12 protein-coding genes are annotated in these 13203 nt (G+C 34.5%); 5 read left to right on the forward strand and 7 right to left on the reverse strand.

All coding sequences use genetic code 11. The features are described from left to right. Window positions 1–583: 583 nt before the first annotated feature. Together ACP6PL_RS06340 and ACP6PL_RS06345 are read right to left on the reverse strand one after the other, a co-directional pair. On the reverse strand, window positions 584–748 hold the full coding sequence (locus ACP6PL_RS06340) for a hypothetical protein (protein WP_426543687.1): 165 nt from the start codon (window positions 746–748) through the stop codon (window positions 584–586). A gap of 52 nt (window positions 749–800) precedes the next feature. Continuing rightward, window positions 801–1331: a dihydrofolate reductase family protein gene (locus ACP6PL_RS06345; RefSeq protein WP_426543689.1), complete on the reverse strand. Its 531-nt coding sequence runs from the start codon at window positions 1329–1331 to the stop codon at window positions 801–803. Window positions 1332–1591: 260 nt separating this feature from the next. Here ACP6PL_RS06345 and ACP6PL_RS06350 point away from each other — a divergent pair, with 260 nt between their 5' ends. Then, complete coding sequence (locus tag ACP6PL_RS06350; protein ID WP_426543691.1) at window positions 1592–2701, forward strand: S-(hydroxymethyl)glutathione dehydrogenase/class III alcohol dehydrogenase; 1110 nt, start codon at window positions 1592–1594, stop codon at window positions 2699–2701. Between the two features lie 305 nt (window positions 2702–3006). Here the strand turns inward: ACP6PL_RS06350 and ACP6PL_RS06355 are convergent, their stop codons facing one another. Continuing rightward, window positions 3007–3606, reverse strand: a complete 600-nt coding sequence (locus ACP6PL_RS06355) for a ribonuclease III domain-containing protein (protein ID WP_426543693.1) — start codon at window positions 3604–3606, stop codon at window positions 3007–3009. Window positions 3607–3932: 326 nt separating this feature from the next. Between ACP6PL_RS06355 and fghA the strand changes: the two genes are divergently transcribed. After that, a complete protein-coding gene (gene fghA / locus ACP6PL_RS06360) occupies window positions 3933–4781 on the forward strand; it encodes an S-formylglutathione hydrolase (protein ID WP_426543695.1) in 849 nt (282 codons plus the stop codon). 561 nt (window positions 4782–5342) lie between these two features. Here the strand turns inward: fghA and cysH are convergent. Together cysH and ACP6PL_RS06370 are read right to left on the reverse strand one after the other, a co-directional pair. After that, a complete protein-coding gene (gene cysH, locus ACP6PL_RS06365; protein ID WP_426543697.1) occupies window positions 5343–6149 on the reverse strand; it encodes a phosphoadenosine phosphosulfate reductase in 807 nt (268 codons plus the stop codon). A 348-nt stretch (window positions 6150–6497) separates the two neighbouring features. Further along, the gene (locus ACP6PL_RS06370) at window positions 6498–8249 is read right to left on the reverse strand and encodes an Rqc2 family fibronectin-binding protein (protein WP_426543699.1); all 1752 of its coding nucleotides are present in this window, start codon (window positions 8247–8249) and stop codon (window positions 6498–6500) included. Between the two features lie 483 nt (window positions 8250–8732). On the opposite strand from ACP6PL_RS06370, the gene remA reads away from it, so the two are divergent. Then, complete coding sequence (gene remA, locus ACP6PL_RS06375; RefSeq protein ID WP_293137593.1) at window positions 8733–8987, forward strand: extracellular matrix/biofilm regulator RemA; 255 nt, start codon at window positions 8733–8735, stop codon at window positions 8985–8987. Between the two features lie 184 nt (window positions 8988–9171). Next, a complete protein-coding gene (gmk, locus tag ACP6PL_RS06380; RefSeq protein WP_426543701.1) occupies window positions 9172–9723 on the forward strand; it encodes a guanylate kinase in 552 nt (183 codons plus the stop codon). A 477-nt stretch (window positions 9724–10200) separates the two neighbouring features. On the opposite strand, the gene ACP6PL_RS06385 is transcribed toward gmk, so the two are convergent. Together ACP6PL_RS06385 and ACP6PL_RS06390 are read right to left on the reverse strand one after the other, a co-directional pair. Beyond that, entirely contained in the window at window positions 10201–11349 is a 1149-nt protein-coding gene (locus ACP6PL_RS06385) for an extracellular solute-binding protein (protein ID WP_426543703.1), read from the reverse strand. 2 nt (window positions 11350–11351) lie between these two features. Then, the gene (locus ACP6PL_RS06390) at window positions 11352–11912 is read right to left on the reverse strand and encodes a phycobiliprotein lyase (protein WP_426543705.1); all 561 of its coding nucleotides are present in this window, start codon (window positions 11910–11912) and stop codon (window positions 11352–11354) included. A 621-nt stretch (window positions 11913–12533) separates the two neighbouring features. Between ACP6PL_RS06390 and ACP6PL_RS06395 the strand changes: the two genes are divergently transcribed. Continuing rightward, window positions 12534–13139, forward strand: a complete 606-nt coding sequence (locus ACP6PL_RS06395) for a hypothetical protein (RefSeq protein ID WP_426543707.1) — start codon at window positions 12534–12536, stop codon at window positions 13137–13139. Window positions 13140–13203 lie beyond the last annotated feature (64 nt).

Raw genomic sequence — 13203 nt, forward strand, 5'->3', positions numbered from 1 at the left:
TGTCGCGCAGCGTTAACGCGCGTTGTGCGGAACGCTAAACGCCATATCCAATCGATCAAGAGAAGAAATAATATTTCCTTATCTTCAATTCCCGTACGGTTTTAACCAGAGGTAATTATCAATTATCCATTATCAATTAATGAAACTACTAGACTCTAAGCAAACTAATTAAAATACCTAAAATTTTCGATAAATTATTGATAGAATATTCCTTCAAATCTACAGTTATAGTTTAGGACTCTAGCTCTAAAAATTGCTAAACTGTTCCCGTTGTCACAACACCATAAATTTTATTAATATTGTTGCCTTTTCTTTGATTAAAAATTTGAGCAGCTAGCATCTTTGCAATACATTGAGAAAAACCAGATTTCCGATTATCGTTTTTTGCCTCTACTAAGGCAACAACTGGTGCTTCAATAACAAGTTGTCTTGTGGAACGGCTAATAATAAAATCACAAAAACTATTTAAACCTTGGTCAGGATTAACGTTAAATTCTATTCCTGAAAAAATGCTGATTTGATTATTTAGTTATTTCTTTATCTCGACTAAAATTGGCGCAACAATTAACTCAGAACGAGCTTTTTATGAACCAATGGCAATTGCTAAAGGTATATAGTCTTTGAAAAGTTCTTGTAGTATTTTACTAGGCACAACTTCAGGGAAATTGTTGAATTTTCCCTGAAGTTCAACTAAGTTTAGATTAAAATTTGTTAGTAATTCATCTAAGTTGAATTTACTATAAGGCATTTGTTAATATTCCTTTTTGCAATCAAGTCCAAAATATGCTTAGTAATTACTTTTATCTATCTCGTATATAGTGGCTTTTGACCAGAGTATTATTGTATATCTCCGTTTTTTTGTGCCTAAACTGAAGATGTTTTTCTAGTTGACCAAATAAAGGAAATCCTTTTCCTAGAAGAATTGGGGCGCGAGTAATAATCATTTCATCAATAAGGTCTTCTTGAAGAAAACTTTGTATTACTCTGCCTCCATCAATGTATAAATTTTGATATCCTTTTTGATTCAATTGAATGATTAGTCTCTTGATTTCCCCACTAACAATTTCAGCTTTACCAAAAATTTCTTCTGGAAGCTTTGTGAGACTATTACTTAATACAAAAACAGGTTGATTATAAACCCATCGCTCAAAAGTTAAAACTTTCTCCAAGGTTTTTCTTCCCATCACTACAGCATCTATATTATTCATAAACTTAGCAAATCCATAATCGCTTTGTTCAGGGTTTGGTAACTCTTCTAGCCAATCTAATCCGCCATTACTTGTAGCGATAAATCCATCTAAGCTTGTTGCTATATAGACATAGTTTGCCATCTAATTCTCTCCATTGAATAGCTATATGTAACGGCTTGCTTACCAAAAAACCTTCGGCTCACAAACAAAGTAGAAAGATTTATCAAACTTTCCGATTAACCAATCCTTCTATTACAGAAGAGGTAATTATTAATTATTAATTGTTAATTATTAATTATTCAAAAAATCTTCTCCTATTTCCTCCTTGCTTATTACTTCTTCTTTACATAAACTATTACCACTAATTATTTTAATAATGTCAATTATAGGACAATCGCAAAATGGAAACCAAAGCAGCAGTAGCATTTGAAGCAGGAAAACCATTAACTATAGAAACCGTTAATTTAGAAGGTCCCAAAGCTGGAGAAGTATTGGTAGAAATTAAAGCAACCGGGATTTGCCATACCGATGCTTATACTCTTTCCGGTGCTGACCCCGAAGGTTTATTCCCCAGTATTTTAGGCCATGAAGGAGCAGGAGTTGTTGTCGAAGTTGGGCCTGGTGTCACCAATCTCAAACCAGGAGACCACGTTATCCCTTTGTATGTCCCAGAATGCCGTCAATGCGAGTATTGTCTAAGCATGAAAACGAATTTATGTCAAGCAATTAGAACTACTCAAGGTCGTGGTGTGATGCCGAATGGTACAAGTAGATTTTCATTAAATGGTGAAATGATACATCATTACATGGGAACTTCAACCTTTGCTAACTATACAGTCTTACCAGAAATTTCTTTAGCAAAAATCCGAGAAGATGCTCCTTTTGACAAGGTTTGTTATATAGGTTGTGGGGTTACGACTGGCATTGGAGCTGTTATTAATACTGCCAAGGTAGAGGTAGGAGCAAAAGTAATTGTATTTGGTTTGGGAGGCATTGGTTTAAATGTAATTCAAGGTGCAAAAATGGTAGGTGCTGATATGATTGTTGGGGTTGATATTAATCCTACAAAACAAGAATTAGCGAAAAAATTTGGCATGACACATTTTGTTAATCCCAAGGAAGTAGAAGGAGATTTAGTTCCTTATTTAGTAGATTTAACAAAGGGAGGTGCTGACTATACTTTTGAATGTATTGGTAATGTTAATGTCATGCGTCAAGCTTTGGAATGTTGTCATAAAGGTTGGGGTGTTAGTGTAATTATTGGTGTGGCAGGTGCGGGGCAAGAAATTAGTACTCGTCCGTTTCATTTAGTAACAGGAAGAGTGTGGAAAGGTACAGCTTTTGGCGGTGCGAAAGGTCGTACAGATGTGCCGAAAATTGTTGATTGGTATATGGAAGGGAAGATTAATATTGACGATTTGATTACTAATGTAATGCCATTGGAAAGAATTAATGAAGCTTTTGATTTAATGCACGAAGGTAAGTCTATTCGTAGTGTTGTAACTTTTTAAAGAATGCATAAGGTATGACAATATAATAATTTTGCATAAGTATCCAAGGATTATTTTGTAGGTTGGGTTGAGGTAACGAAAAAAAATTTATTTTAGCCCAATCCTTCTATTACAGAAGAGGTAACAATTAATAATTATTAATTGTTAATTATTAATTGTTGAAAGTAACTTCAAATTTGACCTGATAATTATCAAAGAATTTATAAATTTTATAAAGATAGGCAATTGCTAATCAAGTTAATTTTAAACCCCATCCTTAAGGACAGGGTTTTATAAAATCAAGTCAATCATAAACCATAATTTGATTAACATTCAAGCAAAGGATTATTTTTTCTATATAAACTCTTCGGATTTAATAAAGGTAATTTTAAAACCTCAATCCAATCTATCAGTTGAAAATCTGTTTCTAAATCTGAATCATCTTGAAATGCAGTAGTTAAAAGTTGATTAACTGCTTTAGCAAGACAGTGTTCAACTAACCAATCATTAGTCCGTTCTAAATCCCGGTCAAACTCCAAATAAATTGCACCTATTAGAGCTTCAAATATTTGAGCTAAAATTTTATTTTGCTCACTTTTATGCTTCCATTTATAGCTTTTTCCCAATAAAGAAAACTGCCTCAACTTTAAATCTCTAGCAAATTCAGAAAGCATCTTCCTACTGACAATATCGCTTTCTATAATAGTCAGAGTTGCTTGACCTAAACTAGAAAAATTGTCTGATAAATAGTTACCAACAATTCGACAAAAAACTACATAGCCCAAGTTGGCCAAACCCTGATGCTCTAGAGCCTGTTGTTTTTGTTCTGGCCTTATAATATTAGTTCCATCATAAATGTGATTTGGATGAATTAGAGCAATTTCCAATAGTTCAGGATGTTCAAATTCGGGGATAGAGATACTCACTTTTTTTACAGCCTCAATATTTAAGCCCATAGTATTATCACTAACTCCATAAAATGAGATTTAATTAATAATTACTACAATCTCCTAGAAGATAATTACAGAATAGTTAATAATTTAATAAGATTTGTATCAAAAAAGTGTGAGAGATTGTTTTTAAAGTAAATCTAAAAAAGGGGTATAGACAACAACTTAACTGAAAACAAGGAACAGACAAGAATACAAAACTATTTCCCACTATAAAATTCCCACTATAAAAGAGGACTGAAATATAGTTATTCTTCTATAGGAGTTTTATGATAACTGATAATTGATAACTGAAATGACTTATGTCTACAGAAATTAAACTGGTTAAACAGCATCAATGCTTTGCTGGTACAGTTAGCTATTATTTCCACTCATCTTCCACCTGTAATATTGAGATGCGTTTCTCAATTTATCAACCACTGCAAGCGAAATCACAATCCCTACCAATTCTGTATTTTCTCTCTGGTTTAACCTGTACTGAAGAGAATTTTATGGCTAAAGCAGGAGCGCAACAATTTGCTAATAAATATGGATTAATTTTAGTTGTACCAGATACAAGCCCACGCAATACTGGTATTGTTGGAGAGGATGATGATTGGGATTTTGGTACAGGTGCAGGATTCTATATTAATGCCACTTCAGAACCGTGGAAAAAGCATTATCAAATGTATAGTTATGTAGTCGAAGAACTACCAGAAATTATTGCCAAAAATTTTCCTGTACAACCAGATAAGCAAAGCATTTTTGGTCACTCAATGGGAGGTCATGGAGCATTAATTTGTGCCTTAAAAAATCCTGAAAAATATCAATCAGTTTCGGCTTTTGCTCCAATTTCAGCCCTTATGCATTGTCCTTGGGGCGAAAAAGCTTTTAGAAATTATTTAGGTACAAATCGAGAAAATTGGCGTAATTATGATGCGAGTGAATTAGTTTTAACTTCTGGTTATAATCGTCCAATTTTAATCGATGTAGGAACTGCTGATCCTTTTTTAGCTCAAAAGCAATTACTCCCAGACGTGTTTGAAAATGCCTGTAAAAAAGTTGGCTTACCACTAACTTTAAGAATGCAAGAAAATTACGATCATAGTTATTATTTTATTGCATCTTTTATCGAAGATCATATTCGTTATCATGCTGAAGCTTTGAAATAAATAGGGTTTGCTGAAAAAGTATTTTAGTAGTGTTAGGAGTCAGGAGTCAGGAGTCAGGAGTCAGCAGAAATTGGGAATTTAAAGGATGTAGTCGGAAGAATAGTAAGAGTGATTTTTTCTAAATATTGAGCAAAAAATAAATCCTCAATTTTGAACCTTTTTGACCTAAAAGTTCGTACTTTTTCCAGAACCAAAAAGGCTAATAGCTTTATCTGTCAAGGCGTTTTTAATCAGCAAGCCCTAAATAAAGACTTCATTAATGGATAATGGATAATTGATAATTGATAATTACCTCTAGTTAAAACCATTCTTGATTAAATATAAGGAAATATTATTTATTTTTTTCATGTTGTGCAGAGAAACGACCGCTTTTTTCCTTAAAATGAGAGGCTTTATACCTTTATTTTTCAGTAAGTATTTAACATTCAGCTATTAGCTTAATTACCTTTAAAGAAGGATGTGGTAGAAATTGAGATATAAAACTATGTCCTTTGCTTGCTTCGTTCATTGAAAAGCTGAGAGCTGAAGGCTAATAGCTGAATGCTTAGATCCAAAAATTAATTACAATAAACTAGAATCAAGACTTTGAGCTTCAGCCTGTGTTTGAGGCAAATGTAGCCCACATTCTTGCTTAAGCCCATGAAAGCGGGTATCCCGTTCATCTGAATCATCAGCAGTCAGAGGCCGACTAGAATGCCAATCTCCCACTGTAGTGTATCCCAAATCGAAAAATGGGTGATAAGGCAAATCGTGGGCTGTCAAATATTGATAAATATCTCGTGCATTCCAATTAAGTATCGGTAAAATCTTATATATACCCGACTGTTTACCAATCCTACCTAAACTTTGGCGATGCTTAGTTTGGTCTCCCCTTAACCCAGTTAACCAACTAGTCGCCCTAAGCTCTTTCAATGCTCGTTGCATGGGTTCTACCTTCCGAATTTGGTCATAGCGGTTGAGGGAATCAACATCTTTTTCTGCCCAAAGTCTTCCATACATAGCTTCCATCCGGGCTGGACTAATAGGGGACTGATATACTTTAAGATTAAGCTTGAGTCGTTCTGTCAACTCTTCAGCAAATTTATAAGTTTCGGCTGGTAAATATCCTGTATCAATCCAAATAACAGGAATATTAGGCACAATACTTGTAACTAGGTGTAACATAACAGCAGCCTGGATACCAAAACTGGTAGTCATAATCAGACCTTCTCCAAAAGTTTCATATCCCCACTTCACCAAAGTATGAGCATCAGCTTGGCCAAATTCTTCGTTGAGAGTCTCAAGATCCAGTTCTGGTAGATGATATCTGTAACCTTGATGATTGTATTGTTTGTTTTCTTGAACTGCGATTGGACTATTATGTAACATAAGTTCTTACCAATAAAATTCTGGGTATAAGGATTTACGATTTATCATACGTTACTAACAACCTCCTAATGAGAGATAATTGATACTGTTTTGGTCTTTATTAACACTATTTTTTCTCTACAGGCGCTCTTGTGTTACAAAAAGCTTTTTTTGTGGTATAATCAAATAAACAAAAAAAGACCAATTTTGCAAAATTGGTCTAGGTATTAAATATTTTCCGTTGTTATTTCTGTGAGATTAACCTCTAGCTACGCATTCCCAAGTTCGCAGCGTTTAGCGGGTTATAGGTCTCACTTTGTTGTTATGTACTTATTGTAACAAACTATTGAGAAATTTATTAAAAAAAATTTAAAAATCAAGAGAAGTTGACCTCTGTTTTATGTAGACTTCCGCACTTTGTGGCTTACCCCACAAAACCTGCTCCTGTTTATAAACAACCATCCCTGGCTTTGCCCCCTTGGGTTTATAAACAAACTTAGGTTTGGTATAAATCACGGGAACTACTTCACTTTGACGGGCACGACTATAAAAGGCACTCATATCCGCAACAAATTGTAAGTCAACCTCATCCGGTATTGCACCAGCATCCAGTCGCAACAAAACATGACTGCCAGGAATTTCCTGAGTATGAAACCATAAATCATAATCTCCTGCCAGCCGAAAAGTCAAGATGTCATTTTGACGGTTATTACGACCTACCAATAATTCTAATCCATTAGGAGTTTGGTAGCGATAAAATTCTGTATCCTTTCTATTATCTTGGTGATGATGTTCTGGGGCGTTAAGATAACTTTGTTGAATCAACTCATCCCGAATTTCCTCCAAAGTTTGTAAATCTTCTGGACTTTGGTAACTATCTAACTGAGACAAAAAAGTTTTTATTTGTTCCAAATAGTTAATTTCAGCTTGAACTTCTGCCAAAAGTGGCTCAACTGCTGTACGCGCCCTTTTTAACTTTTGGTGCTTTTTATAAATACTTTGGGCATTCTGCACTGCATTTTTTTCTGGATCTAACTTGATGGCTACAGCTTCTCCTGTTTCAAAGCCCGCAAGAGAGATATTTTTCATCCCTGGTTGCCATTCCTGAAGATTGGCCATAAGCAGATCGGCTTGCGATCGCAACAATTCTGCCCCATCCGACTGCTTTAAACGCTCCGTAAAAGTATCGGCCTTTAACTGTAACTTAGCCGTGATACTATTAAGTTTTTGACTAATTTGATGATAGAGTTGACTAAACTTTTGCTGATTAAGCTGTTGAGTATAATAGCTATTTACTAATTCACCGACAGTATTAACAGATTCTATTCCCCCCCAACCTGTTACACTATAGCCTGTAGATGTCCAACTAGGATAAAAGTCCAATTTTGCCAAAATTCCCAGCCATTTTTGCCAAAGTAAAAATAATCTATCCCAGTCTGAAGCAGCCAAGTCATCCGTAGGTTTTTGGTGATCTAGACCAGCAGCTTCAATCATTGGTTGTACTAAAGCCTTACTCAAACCACGATAATTTTTAATTACATTTCGCCATAATTGACCAGGAATTAAACTTATTCTTTCTTGCCACTGCTGTTGAGTTTCTTGGAGGTTAGGAATAGGGTTAGTTAAAGATGGTGGAAGTTCATAAGGTTGACCAGTTTGAATTTGACGAACACTAGACTGTTGACTATTAACTTGATGGGCACAGGTAACAACTAAATTATCAGCAGTGGTAAGAATAACATTACTATATTTAGTCATAACTTCCACATAAAGATGCCACAGAGGAGCTTCCCCAGGACGTTTTGCAAATTGGAAGTCCAAAACTCTTTCCCAAGGAGAAACTTCAGCAATAGCTATTAAAGCTAACCCACCTAACTGATGTCTTAGTTGTTGACTAAAGGTAAATGTATCAGGAATACGAGGAGGAGGGTCACTAATACAGATACGGGCCGCTTGAGGATGCCAGGAAATATCTAGCCAGCCTCGTTTTTTGATAGTTCGGAGGGCTATAGCAATGGTAAAGCGATCGCGCTGATATACTTGTTCTAACCTGGCCGGAAGCCATTGAGACCGGAGTTCAGAACAAGAAGCCATAAGAGTTGTATAATCAACAGGTTGCACAGTTAGGTTAGAATCAAAATTTCCAAGTTAAACGTCCAAAATTATCAAAATCTAAATTTAGTTTCTCATTTTTTGATAAATTCAAATCATTATCTAATTTATATTTGTTTTTAAACTTTACCGAAAAATTAAGGTATAAAGCCTTGAAGAGGTAATTATTAATTATTAATTATTGAATATACATAGCCATTGCTTCTATATAAACTATTTGGTATTTTCGCGAATATTAAATTTTTTTTTCTATGAATCAACTAGGCTATCTATATATTAGGGTAACGTACAGGAGGAGAAGATAAAATATAGGGAAAAAGATTTAAAAATCAAAATCCTCCAATACTTATCAGATCTCCTACTACCCATATTTTTTTTGTAGAACCTGATTTGTCTAAATGAATATTTTGATGTATTTTCTCGTTGTAGGGTGAAAAACTTTGTATTTATCATCTAGTCGTACAGGTTTATTGTATTTCATTATAATCTGTCATGGATATCCAGTTAATTAACATTGGTTTTGGTAATATAGTTTCTGCAAATCGGGTCGTTGCAATTGTTAGTCCAGAATCAGCCCCCATCAAGCGGATTATTAATGATGGACGGGAAAGAGGCCAATTAATTGATGCTACTTATGGTCGCCGTACTAGAGCAGTGATTATTACAGATTCTAATCATGTTATTCTTTCTTCAATTCAACCTGAGACAGTAGCACATCGCTTTATATTTAATCACAAAGATGACTAAAGTTTTGATAGTTAATGTTGGATTTTGCAGAATCAGAATCTTAATAACTAAAAGTTTAATGATATTAGGACTATAGCCAAGAAAGAATTTGGTTAGGACAATTAGTGATGATGAAATTTAAGAAGACGGAAATGTTTTTCCAACGGTTCCCTGTTCCCTATTCCCTGCTATATGATAGAAAATTATGCAAACTGGTAAATTAATTGTTTTAACTGGACCAAGTGGTGTAGGTAAGGGGACTTTGTTAAGTTCTTTGTTGCAACGCCACCCAGAATTAGTTTTGTCTGTTTCTGCAACTACTCGTTCACCTCGAGCTGGAGAAGTTGAGGGAAAGAGCTATTTTTTTGTAGACCGCGATAAATTTCAAAAGATGATCGAAACTGAGGAATTATTAGAGTGGGCAGAATATGCAAGTAATTTTTATGGAACACCAAGTATTCCCGTAATTAAAAATATCAAACAAGGTAAATCAGTGGTACTGGAAATTGAGCTACAGGGGGCAAGACAAATTCAACAAACTTTTCCTAATGCTTTGAGAATCTTTATTTTACCACCTTCGACCGCTGAATTGGAAAAAAGATTACGAGGTAGGGGACAAGATTCACAAGAGGCGATCGCTAAACGTCTAAAACGAGCGACTGAAGAACTTGAAGCTGCTGCAGAGTTTGATATCCAATTGGTGAATGATAATTTGGAAGATGCTTTGCAAAATTTAGAGGCAATATTGTTTAACTGAATACCCACAATAAAAACTTTACTGAGCGTGTAGGTTTGGTTGACGCAGGAAATCCAACAAAAGCATTGTCCCGATAATTAGCAAGAAAAAAAGTTTTTGTTTGTAGTAGGGCTTCAGCCCCATTAAAACCTTTAATTATACATATTTAACCAGCCCCACAAGGGAACAGGGAACAGGTGATACCATTTATCAAACAGAATTCTATATTTAATTGGGTAGATAAGTGTGGGGAGTGTGGGAGGTGTGGGGAGAGGTAAAAGAATAAATAATATATACTAACTAAACTTAAATTGTCAAAAACATACTTTGAATTTTGCTACATATTTGACTGTTGAAGTATTGGTGAAGTATAGCATTACTTTTGGGAATTGGTATAAGATATTTTTACTAAAAAGGCAGAAAAAGGGATTTTTTCTGGTTACTTTTTTCTTTAGCTACTTTAGTAACTAAAAGGTTTATTTATTTTTGACTGGATGTCTACATTAGGGGAAGAGGTTGACGAATTTCTCGCCACACTGAATTATATTGTTCGATTGTACTTTCTGCTAATGGTATTAGAAATTCACTTTTTTCAATAATTTCTTGTGGAGGTAATAACAGAGGATTATTATTAATTTCCGAAGTCAAATCATTTGGATTAATTTCTGGTAGAATAGGAGAAGTTATCTGAGTTAGTATTGACATTTGCTCTGCGATCTGGGGTTGCCAACAAAAATCAATCCATTTTTCTGTTAAAGAAGTCTCAGAAGTAGCCGCAGGTTTAACCCATAAATTAGCCCATAAAGCTGTTCCCGACTGAGGCACAACAGCAGCAATTTCTTTATGTGTTTTGACCAATGGTAAAATATCATTAGACCAACCAACTGCTAACCAAGTATCTCCAATAATTAATGATTGTAAATAATCCTCGGAACTATAGAATTTAACTTGTTGATTTAGTTTAATCAGTTCCGATTTTAAATTCTCTACCTCATAAATATTTTTAGTATTGTAGGACTTACCTAATTTTTTCAGAGTTAAACCAATAACTTCTCTAGCTTGATTTAGCAAAGAAATATTACCCTTCAATTCTCGTCGCCATAGATCGCTCCAGTCTTTAGGTTCCCATCCCAAATTTTTAAACTTATCAACTCGATAAGCAATTAAAGTTGTACCCCACTGATAAGGTGCTGCCCAAACTTTACCTTGGGTATCAACATAACCTTGATTATTCCGTTTGACTAATTCTTGCCATTTTTTCGGTAAATTTTTCCACCTTTGTAAAGCTTCAGAATTAAGAGGTTGAATTAACTCTTGTTTAATAGCATTTGCTAACCAATAATCTCCCAAAGTAACCAGATTAGCAATATCTATATTTTCTGTTTTATTTGTAGACAAATTCTGTTTTTCAGACAAAAGTTTTCTCTGCCAACTTTGCAGCAGAGAAAATAATTCACTCAAGCTTTCTTGAGGTTGAAAACTTAACTTAGGAGGAGATGTTAATTCCCCTCGAAATTTTGACACCATTTGAGCAGGAATAGTGTTTTTTAACAATTGAATTTTTAAATCCGCTTGTGTTTCACATCCTGCCAAAAATTCAGCTAAAGTTATTGCCGTTGCTCCGATCAAAAAATTACGTCGCTTCACCTTTACTGATTATTTAAAATACGTTTTTCTAGATATTGACCTATCATTTTTTGTTCACCAGCACGGGAAATAATAGTTTGTCGTGTCCGGTATTTATGGCCTATTTGTTTAATTTCTTCCTCAAATACAGAACCATTGTACTCTGTTCTGAGACATAATGTATTAGGGTCAGATAGGTGATATTCAGCTATGATGGGGTTAGTCGTGGCAAAACCGCGATCGCGATACAAACTTGAACCTTTTACTCCGAATACTGTTGAACCTTCAGACTGTTTCTTTTCTGATACAGAATCTTGACTAACCCAACTTACATAAGAACCACAAATCATTGCTGTTTCAGGATTATCTAACTCATGGAGTTGACCTAATTTAATAAGTTCTGGACTTCCTTGCTCTAAAAATTTGATTGTTATCTGACTAACTATTTCTTGGGTGTCCCCTTCAGGTAAAGTGTAGTAACGTCTTTCCGAATGCCATTGACCTTCAGAGCGTTGAAAATATTCAGTGACTCTTAATTCTACAACTTCTAATGTTTGTTGCTTAATACTTAAATTTAATTCCATTTTGTTCAATCCTCTGGTTTCATTACCAAAATTACTTGATATTGTCAAGTTTTTTGTCTAAATTGTTACTATTATTAATATATACTTTTTTTCTTAAGAGTGTCAGGACAGATATAGGACTACGCACAAGTCAAAATTGGTAGTTATTGAGTTTTTCCTACAGGAAATGTGAAGCGTTTTCCGTAACAAGGAGAATATTTAACGATTTATTGTTTGAAGTAAATCAGAACATTTTCTGAAATAGTAACAATTAATAATGTGGCAATTGATATACCTCTCATATCAAATCCGGTTAAATTAATTATCTTATAATTGGAGAAGTGGGAAAGTAAGGGAGTAGAGCAGATTGAATATTGAAGTATAGTTATGAACATATACCATATAGGATCTATCTATATAAATGTAAATTCCCCAGATTTTGAAGATGCTATTGTTATTATAAATAATCATAATTTTCTAGCTGTTACCTCTGGAATCATTCCTACTAATTTGTAAATTATTTAATTCGCAAATTTACCGTAAAATTAAAGTAATGTGTTAGGCAAATATTGAGCAATCAAAATTTACCATAATTTAAGGAGATTTGACCACTCTAAAAGTTTGTAATCTAGGAATTATTCTATGTCTTACACTCAGTTCAAAACCATCAGTACCGTTAAAACAGCTTTTAATTTAACAGTAGTTGATAGCGATCGCTTTTTGCCAGAAGTTCAAGCGATCACTCCTTCCCCTAGCCTCTCTGACTATCTCCAAGAAACCTTGCCCATTGTCGCCACATCTGGTAGTGAAAAAGCACGGTCGGAAGGTATTATTTACCCAGTGCTTTTAGAAGTAAGACGACAGTTAGATCGAAAAGTTAGTCTATTTTCTGGAGAAGAATTTAATGTTGATGAATCGGTAGGTCTAAATGGGAACTGTGATTTTTTACTAACTCGCTCAACACAAGTTCTAGAAATTGAAGCACCAGCAGTTGTGGTGGTAGAAGCGAAGAAGACAGATATTAAAACAGGGACTGGTCAATGTATTGCAGAGATGGTTGCTGCTCAACGGTTTAATGAAATGCAAAATTGTCGTATCCCCGTAATTTATGGTAGTGTAAGTAACGGGATTCAATGGCAGTTTATGAAGCTAGTTGAATCAACTCTGACAATAGACCTTAATGTGTATTTATTGCCACCAGTAGATAGAATGTTAGGTTATCTTGTGTGGATGACTGCAGAAAATTAAAAGTAAAATTTCAATGGCAGTTTATGAAGCTAGTTGAATCAACTCTGACAATAGACCTTAATGT

Source organism: Dapis purpurea BLCC-M126, assembly GCF_050015975.1.
Lineage (GTDB): Bacteria > Cyanobacteriota > Cyanobacteriia > Cyanobacteriales > Microcoleaceae > Trichodesmium.

Coding starts and splice junctions, on each gene's coding strand:
- ACP6PL_RS06340 (WP_426543687.1), bottom strand. CDS start 748: ATGCCTTATAGTAAATTCAACTTAGATGAATTACTAACAAATTTTAAT.
- ACP6PL_RS06345 (WP_426543689.1), bottom strand. CDS start 1,331: ATGGCAAACTATGTCTATATAGCAACAAGCTTAGATGGATTTATCGCT.
- ACP6PL_RS06350 (WP_426543691.1), top strand. CDS start 1,592: ATGGAAACCAAAGCAGCAGTAGCATTTGAAGCAGGAAAACCATTAACT.
- fghA (WP_426543695.1), top strand. CDS start 3,933: ATGTCTACAGAAATTAAACTGGTTAAACAGCATCAATGCTTTGCTGGT.
- cysH (WP_426543697.1), bottom strand. CDS start 6,149: ATGTTACATAATAGTCCAATCGCAGTTCAAGAAAACAAACAATACAAT.
- remA (WP_293137593.1), top strand. CDS start 8,733: ATGGATATCCAGTTAATTAACATTGGTTTTGGTAATATAGTTTCTGCA.
- gmk (WP_426543701.1), top strand. CDS start 9,172: ATGCAAACTGGTAAATTAATTGTTTTAACTGGACCAAGTGGTGTAGGT.
- ACP6PL_RS06390 (WP_426543705.1), bottom strand. CDS start 11,912: ATGGAATTAAATTTAAGTATTAAGCAACAAACATTAGAAGTTGTAGAA.
- ACP6PL_RS06395 (WP_426543707.1), top strand. CDS start 12,534: ATGTCTTACACTCAGTTCAAAACCATCAGTACCGTTAAAACAGCTTTT.